Origin of the sequence: Algicella marina, from assembly GCF_009931615.1 — a bacterium.
Taxonomy (GTDB): Bacteria; Pseudomonadota; Alphaproteobacteria; order Rhodobacterales; family Rhodobacteraceae; genus Algicella; species Algicella marina.
Window position 1 is genome coordinate 642,331 of record NZ_CP046620.1, and the last position, 15,926, is coordinate 658,256.

Annotated in this window: 18 protein-coding genes, 1 tRNA gene and 1 riboswitch; of the genes, 7 read left to right on the forward strand and 12 right to left on the reverse strand. The window is 61.1% G+C overall.

Annotated features, from left to right (window positions below; translation table 11 throughout):
• Window positions 1–2: 2 nt before the first annotated feature.
• The 9 genes from GO499_RS03205 to GO499_RS03245 form a co-directional block, all read right to left on the reverse strand.
• Entirely contained in the window at window positions 3–1,091 is a 1,089-nt protein-coding gene (locus tag GO499_RS03205) for a 2'-deoxycytidine 5'-triphosphate deaminase (RefSeq protein ID WP_161860838.1), read from the reverse strand.
• A 73-nt stretch (window positions 1,092–1,164) separates the two neighbouring features.
• Window positions 1,165–1,241 (reverse strand) — tRNA-Pro (locus tag GO499_RS03210).
• Between the two features lie 45 nt (window positions 1,242–1,286).
• On the reverse strand, window positions 1,287–1,952 hold the full coding sequence (locus tag GO499_RS03215) for a MerR family transcriptional regulator (RefSeq protein ID WP_161860839.1): 666 nt from the start codon (window positions 1,950–1,952) through the stop codon (window positions 1,287–1,289).
• An 8-nt stretch (window positions 1,953–1,960) separates the two neighbouring features.
• Window positions 1,961–2,263, reverse strand: coding sequence for an integration host factor subunit alpha (ihfA, locus tag GO499_RS03220; RefSeq protein WP_161860840.1), 303 nt, complete (start codon window positions 2,261–2,263; stop codon window positions 1,961–1,963).
• A gap of 115 nt (window positions 2,264–2,378) precedes the next feature.
• Window positions 2,379–3,356: a beta-ketoacyl-ACP synthase III gene (locus tag GO499_RS03225; RefSeq protein WP_161860841.1), complete on the reverse strand. Its 978-nt coding sequence runs from the start codon at window positions 3,354–3,356 to the stop codon at window positions 2,379–2,381.
• A complete protein-coding gene (gene plsX / locus GO499_RS03230) occupies window positions 3,353–4,459 on the reverse strand; it encodes a phosphate acyltransferase PlsX (RefSeq protein ID WP_161860842.1) in 1,107 nt (368 codons plus the stop codon). The genes GO499_RS03225 and plsX overlap by 4 nt, the downstream gene beginning before the upstream one ends.
• Window positions 4,460–4,481: 22 nt before the next feature.
• Window positions 4,482–4,688: a 50S ribosomal protein L32 gene (gene rpmF, locus GO499_RS03235; RefSeq protein ID WP_161860843.1), complete on the reverse strand. Its 207-nt coding sequence runs from the start codon at window positions 4,686–4,688 to the stop codon at window positions 4,482–4,484.
• Between the two features lie 167 nt (window positions 4,689–4,855).
• Entirely contained in the window at window positions 4,856–5,671 is an 816-nt protein-coding gene (locus tag GO499_RS03240) for an aspartate dehydrogenase (RefSeq protein WP_161860844.1), read from the reverse strand.
• The gene (locus GO499_RS03245; protein ID WP_161860845.1) at window positions 5,658–6,221 is read right to left on the reverse strand and encodes a YceD family protein; all 564 of its coding nucleotides are present in this window, start codon (window positions 6,219–6,221) and stop codon (window positions 5,658–5,660) included. The genes GO499_RS03240 and GO499_RS03245 overlap by 14 nt, the downstream gene beginning before the upstream one ends.
• A 146-nt stretch (window positions 6,222–6,367) precedes the next feature.
• On the opposite strand from GO499_RS03245, the gene GO499_RS03250 reads away from it, so the two are divergent.
• Window positions 6,368–6,826 (forward strand): outer membrane protein assembly factor BamE, encoded by a 459-nt coding sequence (locus GO499_RS03250; RefSeq protein ID WP_161860846.1) that lies wholly within the window; start codon window positions 6,368–6,370, stop codon window positions 6,824–6,826.
• A gap of 21 nt (window positions 6,827–6,847) precedes the next feature.
• On the opposite strand, the gene msrB is transcribed toward GO499_RS03250, so the two are convergent.
• Window positions 6,848–7,240 (reverse strand): peptide-methionine (R)-S-oxide reductase MsrB, encoded by a 393-nt coding sequence (msrB, locus tag GO499_RS03255; RefSeq protein ID WP_161860847.1) that lies wholly within the window; start codon window positions 7,238–7,240, stop codon window positions 6,848–6,850.
• 120 nt (window positions 7,241–7,360) lie between these two features.
• Between msrB and GO499_RS03260 the strand changes: the two genes are divergently transcribed.
• Window positions 7,361–8,092, forward strand: coding sequence for a GNAT family N-acetyltransferase (locus GO499_RS03260; RefSeq protein WP_161860848.1), 732 nt, complete (start codon window positions 7,361–7,363; stop codon window positions 8,090–8,092).
• A gap of 67 nt (window positions 8,093–8,159) precedes the next feature.
• Window positions 8,160–9,143: an iron exporter MbfA gene (mbfA, locus tag GO499_RS03265; RefSeq protein ID WP_161860849.1), complete on the forward strand. Its 984-nt coding sequence runs from the start codon at window positions 8,160–8,162 to the stop codon at window positions 9,141–9,143.
• 255 nt (window positions 9,144–9,398) lie between these two features.
• On the opposite strand, the gene GO499_RS03270 is transcribed toward mbfA, so the two are convergent.
• Entirely contained in the window at window positions 9,399–10,106 is a 708-nt protein-coding gene (locus GO499_RS03270) for a glutathione S-transferase N-terminal domain-containing protein (RefSeq protein ID WP_161860850.1), read from the reverse strand.
• A 30-nt stretch (window positions 10,107–10,136) separates the two neighbouring features.
• Complete coding sequence (locus tag GO499_RS03275; protein WP_161860851.1) at window positions 10,137–11,117, reverse strand: alpha/beta hydrolase; 981 nt, start codon at window positions 11,115–11,117, stop codon at window positions 10,137–10,139.
• Between the two features lie 138 nt (window positions 11,118–11,255).
• A riboswitch (SAM riboswitch) is annotated at window positions 11,256–11,332 on the forward strand.
• A 64-nt stretch (window positions 11,333–11,396) separates the two neighbouring features.
• Between GO499_RS03275 and metZ the strand changes: the two genes are divergently transcribed.
• The 4 genes from metZ (at window position 11,397) to GO499_RS03295 (ending at window position 15,914) form a co-directional block, all read left to right on the forward strand.
• Window positions 11,397–12,584: an O-succinylhomoserine sulfhydrylase gene (gene metZ / locus GO499_RS03280; RefSeq protein WP_161860852.1), complete on the forward strand. Its 1,188-nt coding sequence runs from the start codon at window positions 11,397–11,399 to the stop codon at window positions 12,582–12,584.
• A gap of 97 nt (window positions 12,585–12,681) precedes the next feature.
• The gene (folE, locus tag GO499_RS03285) at window positions 12,682–13,317 is read left to right on the forward strand and encodes a GTP cyclohydrolase I FolE (RefSeq protein ID WP_161860853.1); all 636 of its coding nucleotides are present in this window, start codon (window positions 12,682–12,684) and stop codon (window positions 13,315–13,317) included.
• A gap of 148 nt (window positions 13,318–13,465) precedes the next feature.
• Window positions 13,466–14,914 carry a TrkH family potassium uptake protein gene (locus GO499_RS03290; RefSeq protein ID WP_161860854.1) on the forward strand — a complete coding sequence of 483 codons (1,449 nt, stop codon included), beginning with the start codon at window positions 13,466–13,468 and terminating at the stop codon, window positions 14,912–14,914.
• A gap of 70 nt (window positions 14,915–14,984) precedes the next feature.
• On the forward strand, window positions 14,985–15,914 hold the full coding sequence (locus GO499_RS03295; protein ID WP_161860855.1) for a glycine--tRNA ligase subunit alpha: 930 nt from the start codon (window positions 14,985–14,987) through the stop codon (window positions 15,912–15,914).
• The last annotated feature ends 12 nt before the right edge of the window (window positions 15,915–15,926 follow it).

Genomic DNA, 15,926 nt, shown 5'->3' on the forward strand with positions numbered 1-15,926 from the left:
CGTCAGCCACGGAAATGCTTGGACAGCTTCAGAGACTGGCCCTGGTAGTTGGATTTTAGGTCCGCGCCGTAGAGCCTGTCGGGGCGTTCCGACATACGCTCGTAGACCAAACGTCCGACGATCTGGCCATGCTCCAGCGCGAAGGGCGCTTCGTGGCAGCGCACCTCCAGTACGCCGCGCGAGCCGGTGCCGCCGGTGGCGGAATGGCCAAAGCCCGGATCGAAGAAACCCGCGTAATGCACGCGGAACTCGCCCACCATCGCGAGGTAGGGCGCCATCTCGGCGGCGTAGTCGGGCGGCACGTGCACCGCCTCGCGGCTAACGAGGATGTAGAACGCGCCGGGGTCGAGGATGATGCGGCCCTCCGGTGCTCTGACCTCTTCCCAGAAATCGGGGATCGCATAGTGCCCCAGCTTGTCGAGGTCGATCAGGCCAGTGTGCGGTTTGGCGCGGTAGCCGACGATGGCATCCTTGCCGCGGTCGAGATCGACAGAGAAGCCAAGGCCGTCGTCGATATGGGCCGGACCGTCGACGAGTCTGACATCATCATGCAGCGCCGAAAGCTCACTGTCCGTCAGTGCCGCCCTGCCACGGTGAAAGCGGATCTGATTCAAACGCAGGCCGGGCCGGGCAAGGACTGAGAAGGATCGCGGTGAGATTTCCGCGTAGAGCGGGCCGCGATAGCCTGCCTCGACCCGGTCGAATTCCGTTGCGCCATCGGTGATCAGCCGGGTGAAGAGGTCGAGCCGGCCGGTGGAAGACTTGGCGTTGGCGATCGCAGAAACATTGCCGGGCAGGGCCAGAGCCTCACGCAATTCGACAAGGTAGACACAACCCTTTTCCAGCACCGTTCCCTGCTTCAGGTCGATTTCGTGCATGGCGAAGTCAGGCAGGCGTTGTGCCATTGTCCTGCGTTCCCCGGGCAGGAACGAAGCGCGCACGCGCCACGCACGGTCGCCGAGCCGCAGATCCAGCGAGGCCGGTTGAATCTGGTCGCTGTCTGCAGGATGGGAGAGCGTGATCGCGTCGTCATTGATCATCTCGGCAATGCCTTGCGACGGCAGGACGCCGTGAGATTGCGTGTCGGTCATGGCCTGTCTCCCAGTCGCCGGATGTGAAAAAGGCGCCCGATGTCCACGAGGACAGGCGCCTTTTCAGGGTATTTGGTCGGGCTAGCGAGATTCGAACTCACGACCTTTCGTCCCCCAGACGAACGCGCTACCAGACTGCGCTATAGCCCGCCGAGACCCGTGTATACCGGGATTTCACACGGGTGCAAGCTTGTTTCATGCGCCTTCGACATGTTGCGCCATCCGTGCGCGCAGGCGGGAAAGGCGGGCGAGAATCTTGCGTATTTCCTCGGCCCGTGCCTGCTGCCGCGGATCGGGCGGGAAGGGGCGCCGGGACTTTTCCTCTTCGCGGGCGAAGAGATCGAACTGGCGGTCGTCTTCCAACCGGGGAGCCTCCGGTTCGCGGCGGATGCGGATCGGCCTCGGCGTCGGGCGTGGATCGGGTAGCGCGGCGGGCGGTTCTGTCGCTGCCACCGGCGTTTTGGCCGGCATTGCCTTCGCGACTTCGTTCGCAGGTGTGTCGGCAGCAGTCACCTTCGTGGGTGCAGGCGTTACGGGGGCAGGGGGCGGGGAGGCCGGCGCGGTGCTGTCCTCGTTCAGACTGACCGTGCCGAGCGCCGCAACCTGTTTGGCGCCGTTTTCCTTTAATTGCTTCTGCACACCCTTGATCGTCATGCCCTCGTTGTAGAGCAGGTTCTGGATGCCGGAGAGCAGGTCTATGTCTTGCGGACGATAATAGCGCCGACCGCCGCCGCGCTTAATCGGCTTGATCTGTGTGAAGCGGCTTTCCCAGAAGCGCAGGACATGTGCTGGGACGTCGAGTATCTCGGCAACTTCGCTGATGGTGCGAAAGGCTTCGGAGGATTTCCGGACGGTGGCCATCGGCGCACCTAACGCTTGTTGCCGGCGTCTACCCTATCTTTCATCAGGTGGGACGGACGGAAGGTGAGCACGCGTCGTGGTGCTATGGGCACTTCCTCACCCGTCTTGGGATTGCGGCCAACACGGGCGGTCTTGGTGCGGACGTTGAATGTGGCGAAGGAGGAGATCTTGACGCTCTCTCCGGCGACAAGAGCGTCCGACATGTGCTTGATTACGGATTCGACGAGTTCGGCACTTTCCTTGCGCGAAAGGCCCACTTCCTGGAACACGGCTTCGCTCAAATCCATACGCGTCAACGTCGTTTCACTCATTGCACATTCCCTACATTCTATAAAGTATTGAGAACGCTAGTGGGATTCGGGAAAGCGAGTCAATATCGCCAGCCATGAATGCCTTGCAGACAAAGGTATTTGCGCCGGATGCCGCCTACCAGCGCAGGGTCGCGGCGCCCCATGCCAGGCCACCGCCAATTGCTTCCATCAGCAGCAGGTCACCGCGCTGGAACCTTCCGTCCTGGTTCGCGACCGACAGCGCCAGCGGGATCGAGGCGGCAGAGGTATTGCCGTGATCCTGGACCGTGACGATGATCTTTTCCATTGGGATGCCGATCCTTTGCGCGGTGGCCTTGATTATCCTCAGATTGGCCTGATGGGGGACCACCCACGCCACATCCTCGACACTGAGGCCGGACGTGAGCAGGGCTTCCTCACCGGCTTCGGCCAGCTTGGCGACTGCATGGCGGAACACTTCGCGTCCCTGCATCTTCAGAACGCCTGCCTTCTGGGTCGTGGAAACACCGCCGTCGACGTAAAGAAGGTCGTTGTATTGGCCATCAGAGTAGATGTTGGTGGAAAGGATGCCCCTATCTTCCGGGGTGCCGTCTGCCGGGGCAGCTTCAAGGACCAGCGCACCGGCGCCATCACCAAACAGTACGGATGTGGTACGGTCGTTCCAATCCAGAATGCGGCTGAAAGTTTCGGCTCCGATCAACAGCACCCGTTTCGCCTGGCCGGAAACGATAAGCGCGTTGGCGTTTGCCAGACCGTAGATAAAGCCAGCGCAAACGGCCTGAATGTCAAAGGCGAAACCACCGGTCATGCCGATGGCATGTTGGACGCGCGTGGCCGTGGACGGGAAGGTTTGATCTGGGGTGGCTGTCGCCAGAACCAGCGCATCTATGCTCGATGCCTCGAAACCGGCGTTGTCCAACGCCATGCGTGCAGCGGCAATGGCTAGATCGGACGTTTTCTGGCCCTCGGCTGCGAAATGACGGCGTTCGATACCGGAGCGGGAACGAATCCACTCATCGCTGGTATCCATCATACTTTCTAATTCTGCATTCTCGACCACGCGGTCTGGCAGATAGTGGCCGGCGCCCACGGCGACGGCGCGAAGAGGTTTCATGCTCTATTGGCCTCTGGAGGTTCTTTTTCTTCGGGGCCAGAATGGCCCGTCGCTATATCGGATGCAAGACGTGCGGCCACACGGTCGGAAAAACCGTTCTTCGCCAGCTTGAAGGCCAGCTTGATCGCGGCGGATACACCTGTCGCGTCGGCGGATCCGTGTGACTTGATGACCGTCCCGTTGAGGCCGAGAAACACGCCACCATTAACACGGCGTGGATCGATCCGCTTTTGCAGGCGGCGCAAGGAGGTCAGGGCGAAGAGCGCACCCAGTTTGCTGAAAGGGGAGTGGTTGAAGGCATTGCCCAGCAGTTCCCGTACCAGCGAGGCGGTGCCTTCGGCTGTTTTGAGGGCTATGTTGCCAGCGAATCCGTCCGTCACGACAAGGTCGACACCGGCGGAGGAGATGTCCGAGCCTTCGACGAAGCCGATGTACTCGAAATCGCCGGTGACCGAAGCTTCCTCGATCATACGCGCGGCGTCGTGCAACTCGCTGCGGCCCTTGTGCTCCTCTGTGCCGACGTTCAGCAGGCCGACGCGTGGGCGCTTCAGCTCCAGACCGTGGCGGGCGTAGGTGGCGCCCATGATCGCGAATTTCAGCAGGTCAGAAGCATCGGCGCGGATATCGGCACCCACGTCGAGCACGACATTGTAGCCGGATGGGTTGCGCGAAGGCCAGAGAACGGCGATGGCGGGCCGATCAACTCCGGGCGCCCGGCGCAACCGCAACATCGACAGGGCCATCAGCGCACCGGTATTGCCGCAGGAAACGGCGACCGTGGCCTCACCCTGTTCGACGCTTTCCAATGCATTCCACATGCTGGTGCCCTTGCCCTGGCGCAGGGCCCGGGCAGGCTTCTCGTCCATGGAGATAACCTTGGTGACAGCCTTTAAGCGCGTACGCGCGCTGAGTTCCGGCTTCTTCTGCAGAAGCGGACCAAAAACGTTTTCGTCACCGTGGAGGATAAACCCGATTTCCGGGTTTTTGGCGGCTGACATCGCCATGCCGCCGATGATCGCCGTGGCCCCCCCTTCGCCGCCCATGGCATCGACAGATATCCATACGGAAGGATCGCTGCTGTCGGCTGCGGAGGAACCATTCATGGCGTATCAGCGTGTCGCTGTCTTATGCGGCATCTTCATCAATGTCGATTTCATCGACGAGTGCGACGACTTCGCGCTCATCATAGTGGCCGCATGCACCGCAAACGTGGTGTGGGCGCTTGAGCTCTCCACAGTTCGAGCACTCGTTCGGGTTCGCCGCAACGAGTGCATCGTGCGAGCGTCGCATTCCGCGCCGGGAGCGCGTGATCTTACTCTTAGGAACCGCCATGTGTTCAACCTCAGTTCTTTGGGCCCTCAGCCCTTCGGGACGGCGTATCAGGATGCCGCGACGTTGTCACGCGCTAACAGGACCCGGGAAGCCATGAAATGAAGCGCGGACAATACTCAGAATCGTACTCTCTGCAAGACCTTTTTATGCATTCTTTCTGTCGGTTTCTAGAATGCAATCACTGCCTGTCTGTCGCGGAGTTGCGTGATCATGCTCATGGCGGCCAGTGCGGAACTGCGTGGATTGTCCGGCAGGCTTCGGCCGGTAATGGCAAAGCGGAGGTTGCCGAATTCACCCTCGGCCTCGATTTCGTGGGTGTTTCCGATGGCATTGCCGTCGGCGACCAGCACACATTCCGTGTCGTCGAAGCCGATGCCTGCAAGCGCCACCGCGGCGGCGACATTGGCGTTCTTGGGATAGCGCAGCGCCGCTTCGCGGGCCGAGCCTCGGAAATGTTCGTGTTCTGCGTCACCCAGCGTCGCAAGGTCCAGAAGGTCCTCGGCGGGCGAACCGCGCCATCCGGATGCCGGTTTGATGCCGCGGTAGGTCACGCGGGTGAGTGCGCCGACGGCTGCTGCGCGCAATGCGTCCAGCGCGCCGATGGCACCAGAAGCGAGGTGCAGCCGCGTGCGGCCGCGACGTGCCGCCCGATCCAGTTCCTCTGTCAGCGCTTTATCGGCGAGGGCGCCGAGGGCTACGGTTGCCACCGGCGTGCCGGTTCCCAGGATGCGGGGGCCATGCGCCAGCAGGCCGGCATGGCCGGCACAATCGAGAACAATTGCAAGGTCTGGGGGCAGACTGTCCAAATCCGACGTCACCTGCACGTTGGGGCCAAATACTGCCGCGGCGGCATCCTCGCGACCGGCACGGCAGATCGCACATCTGACCGTTGCGCCGGCTTTGGGCGCATTCGCAATGACATAGCTGGCTATCGCACCATGGCCGATGATGCCGATCTGAAGCGGTGCGTCAGGTGTCGTCATTGCCGGACAGCTTGTCCTTCAGTGCGGCCAGTGCCTCGAAGGGGTTCTCGCGTTTTACCTCGCCGGGGTCATCGGGGTCGACTGCCGTCTCGGGAAGCTCCGCCCCGGCCGCGCGGGGATAGAGCGGCAGCGCCAGCGCAATTTCCTCCAGTGCAATGGCACCGATGTCCAGCTCCTCCGGAATCGGCTCTATGTCGATGTCATCATCCTCACCCAGTTCTGCACCGTCGGGCACAGGTCGGGCGGCGGCCGAATAGAGGCGGGTAAAATCCGTGTCGATGCGGGTAACCACCGGTTCCAAAGTTACGACACACTCCTGCGTCACTGTCGCGCCGACACTGCCGCGCAGGCGCCAATCCCGTTTGCCAGCGGGTTCGAGACGGGCGGACAGGCGCAGCTTGCGGATCGCAGGGATATCTAACTGAAGCGCCGCCGCCTTCATTTCGCCGGTGTCGGCGGTTTCCTCGAACAGGTGCGGTTGGGCCGATGTCAGGCGGGAAAGTTGTACGGGACGGGAAAAGGCGGAGCTGGGATCGGAAGGGTTGGGCATGAGGCGTTGAACTTCGGGTGTGATGACAGAGTGGGTTTCGACAGGCTTGCGCTTTCCGGCAGGAGAGTTGAACTTAGCGCAATGCCCCGATAGGGAACAGGGGAAATGCTGGATGGGGCTGCGCATGCGGCTCCCGGGAGGAATGAGTGAAGTCTGTGCGTGCGCGTATGGTTAATGGCGGTTTCGCCCTTGCTGGCTTGGCTCTCTCGGCTTGCGCTCCGCAAGTGTCCGTGCATGGCTATACGCCGTCCGATGACGAACTCCAGATGATCGAACCTGGAGTCGATTCGCTGGAAACCGTGCAGGAACGCATTGGCCGCCCTGCAAATTCCGGACTGCTGCGTGGCAATACCTGGTATTATATCCAGAGCAGAATGGAACAGCTGACCTACAATCCGCCCCGGGAAACGGACCGCGAAATCGTGCGGATCGTGTTTACCGATGAAGGCCTTGTCGAGAGTATCGACCGGTTCGGGCTGGAAGACGGGCGGGTGATCGACCTCAATACCCGCGTAACCGTCACCGATACCGGCCAGCTGGGCGTTTTCCAGCAGATTTTCGGCAACATCCTGAACTTCAACGCCGAGCAATTGTTCGGCGACTGACGGAACCGGTGGGCCGCAAACTCAGTTTTCGGGATCGAATTTCAGCACCACGCCGTTCATGCAGTAGCGAAGTCCAGTCGGCTGCGGCCCGTCGGGGAAGACATGCCCGAGGTGAGAGTCGCAGCGGGCGCAGAGCACCTCCGTGCGTTTCATGAACCAGCTGTTGTCCGCTTTCTCATCAACAGCGTCGGCGGAGATCGGCGCATAGAAGCTGGGCCATCCGGTGCCGCTTTCAAACTTTGTTTCAGCATCGAACAGGGGCAGATCGCATGCCACGCAGCGGAAGGTACCGGGTACCTTGGGAAAATTGTCATGTGTTCCAGCACGTTCCGTTCCGTGCTTGCGTGCAACCTTGAAGGCCAGATCGGAGAGCTGTTCACGCCATTCGGCCTCTGTTTTGACAACTTTTTCCATTTTTATCAGTCCTGCCTGTTTGTTTGGGGATGACAGTTGGTAAATCGCCTGCCAACAGTCATATATCCTACATGAATTTTGGTCATCCCTGCGCATGTAGGCGCGAAACTGGAGAGAACAATGGCTGGTTTTCTCACGGCAAGGTACAAGACGAGGTTCGCTGATTGCACGGCGGACATCGAAGCCGCGCAGCGTTTGCGCCATCTGTGCTTTCGCGGCGGCGACGGTCTTGACGCCGACGATTTTGATAACGCCTGCGCGCATGTTCTGGTCGAGGAAGCCGCGTCCGGCAGGCTCGTCTGCTGTTTTCGCCTGCTGCCGCTGAAGAACGGCGCCGAAATCCACCAATCCTATGCCGCACAATTCTACAATCTCTCGAACCTCGAATCCTTCGATGGTCCGATGGTCGAGATGGGGCGGTTCTGCATCCTGCCAGGCCTTGTTGATCCCGACATTCTAAGGATCGCCTGGGGAGCCATGGCCCGGTACGTCGAGGATAACGGTGTCGAGCTTCTGTTTGGGTGCTCCAGCTTCAAGGGCACGGAAGCCGAAGCCTATGACGACGCCTTCGCGTTGCTCAAGGAGAGACATCTTGCACCGAAGCGCTGGTTGCCGCGGGTCAAGGCGCCGCGCGTCTTCCGGTTCGCCAGCCGTCTGCGGTTACGCAAACCCAACCTGAAACTCGCACAAAAACGGATGCCGCCGCTCTTGCGGACGTATTTGGTGATGGGGGGGTGGGTGTCGGACCACGCGGTTGTGGATGCGGATCTCAACACGTTGCACGTCTTTACCGGGCTCGAAATCCGGGCAGTGCCGCCGGCACGTCGACGGCTGCTCATGGGCGCCGGATAAACTGCCGCACTTGAAAATCTGAACCATTACCCCTTAATTTAGAATCATTCTAAATATGGGGGCGGCTATGCTGCAACGTGTTTTCGGCGCCGGACGCCGCAGGTTCCAGGACCTCGATGAACAGGAAATTCTGGCACTTGCAATTTCGGCCGAGGAAGACGATGGACGAATTTATCGCGCCTATGCGGAAGGATTGCGGGCATCATATCCGGATTCAGCCGCCGTTTTCGAAGGCATGGCGGCCGAGGAAGATGACCACCGCAGACGGTTGATCGAATTGCACCGCCAGCGGTTCGGCGAAACCATTCCCCTGATCCGCCGCGAACATGTGAAAGGTTTCTACATCCGCAAACCGGACTGGCTGGTCCGCCCGTTGGGACTGGAAAAGACTCGGGCGGCAGCGGCAGCGATGGAGGACCAGGCCGCACGGTTCTACGAGGTGGCAGCGGCACAAGCAGTCGACGCCAGGACGCGAAAATTGCTGGGTGATCTGGCTGCAGCCGAGCGCGGGCACGAGAAACGGGCGGCGGACCTCACTGCCACGCATCTTGGCGATGGCGCCGCCGAGGCGGAGGACGTCGAGGAGCACCGGCGTTTCGTGCTGACCTGGGTGCAGCCGGGTCTGGCCGGGTTGATGGACGGCTCGGTTTCGACGCTCGCCCCGATCTTTGCCACAGCCTTTGCCACCGGAGATCCCTGGACCACCTTTCTCGTCGGCTTGTCGGCGAGCGTGGGGGCGGGTATTTCCATGGGCTTCACCGAGGCTGCGGGCGACGACGGCAGGATCTCGGGTCGGGGCTCACCGGTCGCACGGGGTATCGCATCGGGTGTGATGACGACGGTCGGGGGACTTGGCCATGCGTTGCCGTACCTGATTCCGCATTTCTGGACGGCAACGATAATCGCCTTCGTCGTCGTATTCATCGAGTTGTGGGCGATCACCTGGATCCAGAGCCGATATATGGAGACGCCTTGGCTGCGGGCGGCGTTGCAAGTGGTGCTGGGCGGGGCGCTGGTGCTGGCTGCCGGGGTGTTGATCGGAAATGCCTGACGGGTCGATAACGGGAGCCCCCGGGCGGCGCCATTGACGACCCTTCAGCGGCTGGCACCTTGCTAATCCGCAGCCCGTAGGTATTGGCCATCGGGTTTTCGGGTTCTGCTTCGGCTGAAGTAGCGCATCTTGCAAGGCCGGTGCGGTGGTCCAATATGCAGTCGAGACGCAGCGCGACCTGTCCCGGCCTCAAGGGCCACCTGCCAACGGCAGGTGGCTGCGTGATCCTCGGTCGCAAACACGTCGCGTGTGCCTTCAGCCCCTTTGTTTGAAGAGGATGTCCTGCGATTTCCTGTCCGCTGGCTTGCTGCTGCGTTTTTCCTCCGCCACTGCCTTGCCTTTCTGCACGGCCGGTCGCTCGCCCACGCGATTCAGCCAGGCCTCCATATGTGGGAAGCGGGCAATGTCCTGTTCCTGGCCTTCCCAAAGGCAGGCCCAAGGCCAGATAGCCATGTCGGCGATGGAAAAGAAGTCCCCGGCGACATACTCCCTTCCTTCGAGACGGGTGTTCAGTACGCGGTATAGGCGGCCCGTCTCATTTCGGTAGCGGTCCTTGGCGTAGGGCAAGTCATTCGGCGGGTCCATCTGCGGGGCGTATTTCAGGAAATGATGCGCCTGGCCCGCCATCGGCCCCAACCCGCCCATCTGCCACATCAGCCACTGGTCGACCTCTATCCGCTCCCGCTCCGTCCGTCCGCAGAACTTGCCGGTTTTGCGGGCGAGGTACTGAAGGATCGCGCCGCTTTCGAAGATAGACACCGGCGCACCGTCGGGGCCGTCGGGATCGACAATCGCCGGCATGCGATTGTTGGGCGCGATTTTCAGGAAATCGGGCTCGAACTGGTCGCCGGCGCCGATGTTCACGAGGTGGAGCTGGTAGGGCAGGCCCATCTCCTCCAGCGCAATCGAGATTTTCCAGCCATTCGGCGTGGGCCAATAGTAGAGGTCGATCTTCTCGGTCATCCCTGTGGTTCCCATATTTGCTGCTGATCCCTAAACTGTACACTTCCCGCCATTTGGCAAGGGCAGCAGCGGCGCGGGGGGGACGGCTTCAGGCCACGTGAGATCCGCCCCCTCTTGAACCGAGAAGGCGCGGCGCAGGTCCGCAGGCCGAAAGCTGTGGCGCTGACGAAAAATTGCACCATAGAGCGGCAGTGCGCCGCGACGCAGGTAGAAATTCCAATGGCAGATGGCAGCGTCGCCACGCTCCAGAGGAAAGCCGCGCTGGCGCAAAGCAGTTCCGGTGCGGGGGCAATCAAGGTCGATATCGACGCAACGCGTCTGGCTGGTTTGCAGACCTTCCCCCAGAGCAGGTCCGCCGACTCCGGGCGCGAAGCGGCGAAAAAGGTGATCGTAGAACAGGTTACTTCGGGCGGTGATGTTGTAGATTTCGGGAGCGCCGCGATAATTGGCGAGGCAGTCTAGGGCCGTTTCACGAAATTCAGCGCCGCCCATCAGCATGACGCGCCCAATATTGCCGACATCGCTGCTCCGCATCGCCTGCAGGGCCACGCGGGCACCGAGCGAATGCGCGAGAATATCGACCTTGCGGGTGGGAGCTATGTCAGCGATCCGCTCCAGCAACCCGGCCAACGCCGTTCCGGACGTGGCTGCTCTGGCATAGGCATCTGCGAAGCCTGTATGCGCGATCGCGAAGCGGCCAAGGCCAGTGGCCGAGCTTCCGGGCCAGGCGAACCCGATGGCGAGGCCATCTCGGTAGCCTGCGCCGGAGAATCCAAGTCCGCGCGGCCAGCTTACCAGCTTCCAGTGTTTGCGCTCGGGTTCCATCGCGAAAATCAGGCGATGCGGATCACGATAAGGGTCATCCGGCGTAAAGCGGTAGCCGTGAAGCATGATTACCAGCGGTGCCGAAGGAGGCAACTCGGAGAGGACCGCCCGCAGCCTCGTAGCAGCCGCGCTGCCGTCGGCGCAGACCAAGTTGCCTGCTCTCAGGGAAAGACCGAGAAGTCCCATCTGCTCGCCACATCTTCTTTTTTCGGAAGGGTGTCGCAAGGCTGCGCCAGTTTCTTTACGGAAGCATGAAGGATTTTTGAACCGTACGGTCGAGAATCGGTCTGGGTACGGCATTGACGGACTTCGGCTGCTCCAGTATGCGTGCGATGTGGCGATTTGTTACCGGATTGCGGGCCACGTTAAACATGCCGCTAAAAGGTCAGCGCCCATTGCGGATATCCGGGGCCCCGACCGATCGGTTGGGGTTTTTTTGTGGGCGTTCGCCCGATGGAGAGAAAGATGTCGAAGGACCTGAAAGCTCGGACAAAACTGGTACATGGCGGCACCCGGCGGAGCCAGTACGGAGAAATGTCCGAAGCTATCTTTCTGACGCAGGGATTTGCCTATCCGACGGCGGAGGCGGCGGAGGCCCGGTTCATTGAGGCCGGCGAAGACGAGTTCATCTATGCCCGTTACGGCAATCCGACCGTGGCGATGTTCGAGGAACGGATCGCGCTGCTGGAAGGGGCGGAGGACGCTTTTGCCACGGCTTCCGGCATGGCGGCAGTAAACGGCGCATTGATGAGCATGTTGAAAGCCGGTGATCACATCGTTTCATCACGGGCGTTGTTCGGTTCCTGCCTCTACATCGTCGAAAACATCCTGCCGCGCTTCGGCGTGGAGGTGACTTTGGTTGATGGCCGCGACAACGACGCCTGGGCTGAGGCCGTGCGAGAGGACACAAAGCTGGTGTTCTTCGAGGCGATCTCCAACCCGACACTGGAAATTATTGACATCGCGGCGGTTTCAGCGATCGCCAAGCGTGTGGGCGCCACCGTGGTGGTGGACAATGTCTTTGCGACGCCGGTTTTCCAGCGTTCCCTCGATCTTGGCGCCGATGTCGTGATTTATTCCGCGACCAAGCATATCGATGGGCAAGGCCGCTGCCTCGGCGGCGTCGTTCTTGGTACAAAGGATTACATTCGCGGCACGCTTGAGCCCTATCTCAAACACACTGGCGGGGCGCTGAGCCCGTTCAATGCCTGGGTGATGCTCAAGGGCTTGGAGACGCTGGATCTGCGCTGCCGGGCACAGGCTGAAAGCGCCGCGAAGATCACCGAGGCGCTATCTGTCCATCCGAAGATCAATCGCTGCATCTATCCCGGCCATGAAAGTCACCCACAGGTGGATCTTGCGCGCAGGCAGATGGAAAAGGGTGGAACGGTCCTTTCCTTCGAAGTTGCCGGCGGCCAGGCTGGTTCTTTCGCCTTCCTCAACGCCCTGAGGGTGGTTCTAATCTCCAACAATCTGGGCGATTCGAAGTCGATCGCCACCCATCCTGCGACAACGACGCACCAGCGACTGGACGATACCCAAAAGGCGATATTGGGCATAACGCCGGGTTTGGTGCGCCTGTCCGTGGGCCTGGAGGATACGGATGATCTGATCGCGGATCTGGAAGGGGCACTGGCGGCGGCGGCGGTTTGACCGGCGCCACCTTCCCGAAGTCGTGAAAATGACCGGTTGGAAATCCAGGCTTGCCACCACATGTTGGTAGAGCAGACACGAGGGACAGGACACCAGTATGAATATCCACGACCCGAAGGTTAAGTCCGACAGCCAAGCCACATCGTCGGTTTCGCGGCCCAGCCGTGAGGAGGCCGAGGAGGCTGTCCGCACCCTGCTGCGCTGGGCGGGAGACGATCCTGCCCGTGAAGGGCTACTTGATACGCCCGCCCGTGTGGTGCGTGGCTATGAGGAATGGTTCCGCGGCTATGACGAAGACCCCGAGGCGATGCTTCAGCGCACGTTCGAGGAGGTTGCCGGCTACGACGAGATGGTCGTGCTGCGGGACATTCGTTATGAGAGTTTCTGTGAGCACCATATGGCGCCGATCATCGGCAAGGCGCATGTCGGCTACATCCCGACGGACCGCGTGGTGGGCATCTCCAAACTGGCCAGAGTGGTGGATGCCTATTCCAAGCGGTTGCAGGTTCAGGAAAAGCTGAACGCACAGATCGCCAACACCCTGCAGACGGTGCTCAAGCCGCAGGGCGTGGCCGTGGTTCTGGAGGGGGAGCATCACTGCATGTCCACTCGCGGAGTTCACAAGCCCGGAGTCAGCATGGTCACCTCCACAATGCTCGGCGTATTCCGGGAGGACCGGGAGACAAGGCGCGAATTCATGGGCCATATCGGCAACCCGGTGAACCGGCTCTGAGCCTGCTGCCGTATTCCATCGACCGGGACCGGCCCGTTAGCGTGCCTCTGGGTTCGATGGCGGCACGCGCGTCACGCATTTGAACCACACCGTAGCGCCGGTGCGCAAAAGCTTGACAGCTTCCCACTCCACGGCCAAGCGTGCCGCTATGTTCGATCTCCGCCCCGTCGGCTATGTCATTGGCCTGCTTGTCACCTTGCTCGGTGTTTCGATGGTCATTCCCCTTCTCGCCGACCTGGTGGAGGGCAAGGGCCCGGTATCCACGTTCGGCTATGCGTCGCTCATCAGCACCTTTACGGGTTCCATGGTCATGCTGGCGTGTAAGGAAGAGCGCGCGCCGGGGCTCTCCTTGCAGCAGACATTCATGCTGACCACGGGCACCTGGCTGATCCTGCCATTGTTCGGTGGATTGCCGTTCTGGATCGGGGCGCCCGAGGCAAGCTTCACGGACTCGTTTTTCGAGGCGATGTCGGGTCTGACGACCACTGGCGCCACAGTGTTTTCCGGGCTCGACGACATGCCCGCAGGTACCCTGCTCTGGCGGGCGTTGCTGCAATGGTTCGGCGGCATCGGCATCATCGTCGTCGCCATTGCCTTCCTGCCGACGTTGAAGGTGGGCGGCATGCAACTCTTCCGATCCGAAGCATTTGATACGTTCGGAAAGATCCTGCCCCGCGCCGCCGAGATCGCTGCATCAATATCATGGGTGTATCTTGGGATCACCCTGGCCTGCATCCTGTGTTTCACTTGGGCCGGGATGCCGGGTTTCGATGCGCTTGTGCACGCGCTTACCACCGTTTCGACAGGTGGTTTCTCCAGCCATGATGCTTCCCTCGGCTTTTATCCGGGGCGCGTGGAATATGTCGCCACTATTTTCATGTTCCTCGCCAGCCTGCCGTTCGTGCGGCTGGTGCAGGCGGTCGCAGGCAACCCCAAGCCTCTGCTTTGGGACAGCCAGGTGCGCACTTACTTCATGGTTCTCGGCAGCGTCGTTCTGGTGATGACGGCCTATGTGACGCTGATGACGGAGCGGGAGCCGGAACACGCGATTCGCGAAGTTCTGTTCAACGTCACCTCGATCATGACTGGTACCGGGTTCGCGTCGGTCGACTATCAGCTCTGGGGCCCGTTCGCGATGGCAGTGTTTTTTCTCGTGGGCCTCATTGGCGGCTGCGCCGGCTCGACGGCGTGCTCTGTAAAGATTTTCCGGTACGAATTGCTGTTCGCGGCATTGCGCAGCCAGATCCAGCGTATTCACAACCCTTCCGGAGTGTTCACACCACGTTATGATGGCCGCCCTGTCCCCGATGACGTCATGAATTCCGTCATGGCGTTTTTCGTGATGTTTCTGCTGTCGCTGGCAGGCGTGTCCGTCGTCCTGTCGCTGATGGGCCTTGCCCCGATCACTGCAATTTCCGGCGCGGCGACGGCGCTGGCCAACATTGGTCCGGGACTTGGCCCCGAAATCGGCCCGGCGGGCAACTTCGCCGGCCTGCCGGATGGGGCCAAATGGGTCCTCTCTTTCGCCATGCTGATCGGCCGTCTGGAACTGATGTCGGTCTTCGTATTGTTTACCGTGGCCTTCTGGCGTCATTAACGCGGGGCCGCGTTGACCCGCACCGCACGCTCTCGTAAGAGGGGCGCGACATCGCACGAGGGCAGCAGACATGGCCGAAACGACCCCCCCACGCAGCTTTCAGGAAATCATCCTGCGGCTCCAGAACTATTGGGGCGCGAAAGGCTGCGCGATTCTTCAGCCCTATGACATGGAAGTCGGCGCCGGCACATTTCATCCGGCCACGACACTGCGCTCACTCGGTTCCAAGCCGTGGGCAGCGGCTTACGTACAGCCTTCGCGCCGGCCGACAGACGGGCGCTACGGCGAAAATCCCAACCGCCTGCAGCACTATTACCAGTATCAGGTGCTCATCAAACCGTCGCCGCCTGACCTGCAGGAACTCTACCTCGGTTCGCTGGAGGCTATCGGCATCGACATGAAGGCCCACGATATCCGCTTTGTCGAGGATGATTGGGAAAGCCCGACCCTCGGGGCGTGGGGCCTCGGCTGGGAAGTCTGGTGCGACGGCATGGAAGTCAGCCAGTTCACCTATTTTCAGCAGGTCGGCGGGCAGGATTGCCACCCGGTGTCAGGTGAACTGACGTATGGGTTGGAGCGGCTGGCAATGTACGTGCTCGGCGTCGACCATGTGATGGAGATGCCGTTCAATGATCCGCAAGCGCCGATTGCGTTGACCTACGGCGATGTCTTCCGCCAGACGGAGGAGGAATACAGCCGCTGGAACTTCGATCAGGCGGATGTGGACACACTGCTGAAACATTTCGAGGACGCGGAAGCGGAGTGCAGACGCATTCTGGAAGCTCCGGCGCAGGATCCCAAGACGGGCAAACGCATTATCATGGCGCATCCGGCCTACGACCAGTGCATCAAGGCTTCTCATCTGTTCAACCTGCTTGACGCGCGCGGCGTGATCTCAGTGACGGAACGTCAGGCCTACATCGGTCGTGTGCGCGCACTGGCTCGTGCCTGCGCTGAAGCCTTTGTCGAGACCGATGCCGCCAAGGGTACTGCCGCCTGAAGCGTAAAGCGG

Excerpts from the sequence above, each read along its gene's own strand:
- GO499_RS03205 (WP_161860838.1), bottom strand. The coding sequence starts at position 1,091 with ATGACCGACACGCAATCTCACGGCGTCCTGCCGTCGCAAGGCATTGCC.
- GO499_RS03215 (WP_161860839.1), bottom strand. The coding sequence starts at position 1,952 with ATGGCCACCGTCCGGAAATCCTCCGAAGCCTTTCGCACCATCAGCGAA.
- ihfA (WP_161860840.1), bottom strand. The coding sequence starts at position 2,263 with ATGAGTGAAACGACGTTGACGCGTATGGATTTGAGCGAAGCCGTGTTC.
- GO499_RS03225 (WP_161860841.1), bottom strand. The coding sequence starts at position 3,356 with ATGAAACCTCTTCGCGCCGTCGCCGTGGGCGCCGGCCACTATCTGCCA.
- plsX (WP_161860842.1), bottom strand. The coding sequence starts at position 4,459 with ATGAATGGTTCCTCCGCAGCCGACAGCAGCGATCCTTCCGTATGGATA.
- rpmF (WP_161860843.1), bottom strand. The coding sequence starts at position 4,688 with ATGGCGGTTCCTAAGAGTAAGATCACGCGCTCCCGGCGCGGAATGCGA.
- GO499_RS03240 (WP_161860844.1), bottom strand. The coding sequence starts at position 5,671 with ATGACGACACCTGACGCACCGCTTCAGATCGGCATCATCGGCCATGGT.
- GO499_RS03245 (WP_161860845.1), bottom strand. The coding sequence starts at position 6,221 with ATGCCCAACCCTTCCGATCCCAGCTCCGCCTTTTCCCGTCCCGTACAA.
- msrB (WP_161860847.1), bottom strand. The coding sequence starts at position 7,240 with ATGGAAAAAGTTGTCAAAACAGAGGCCGAATGGCGTGAACAGCTCTCC.
- GO499_RS03260 (WP_161860848.1), top strand. The coding sequence starts at position 7,361 with ATGGCTGGTTTTCTCACGGCAAGGTACAAGACGAGGTTCGCTGATTGC.
- mbfA (WP_161860849.1), top strand. The coding sequence starts at position 8,160 with ATGCTGCAACGTGTTTTCGGCGCCGGACGCCGCAGGTTCCAGGACCTC.
- GO499_RS03270 (WP_161860850.1), bottom strand. The coding sequence starts at position 10,106 with ATGACCGAGAAGATCGACCTCTACTATTGGCCCACGCCGAATGGCTGG.
- GO499_RS03275 (WP_161860851.1), bottom strand. The coding sequence starts at position 11,117 with ATGGGACTTCTCGGTCTTTCCCTGAGAGCAGGCAACTTGGTCTGCGCC.
- metZ (WP_161860852.1), top strand. The coding sequence starts at position 11,397 with ATGTCGAAGGACCTGAAAGCTCGGACAAAACTGGTACATGGCGGCACC.
- folE (WP_161860853.1), top strand. The coding sequence starts at position 12,682 with ATGAATATCCACGACCCGAAGGTTAAGTCCGACAGCCAAGCCACATCG.
- GO499_RS03290 (WP_161860854.1), top strand. The coding sequence starts at position 13,466 with ATGTTCGATCTCCGCCCCGTCGGCTATGTCATTGGCCTGCTTGTCACC.
- GO499_RS03295 (WP_161860855.1), top strand. The coding sequence starts at position 14,985 with ATGGCCGAAACGACCCCCCCACGCAGCTTTCAGGAAATCATCCTGCGG.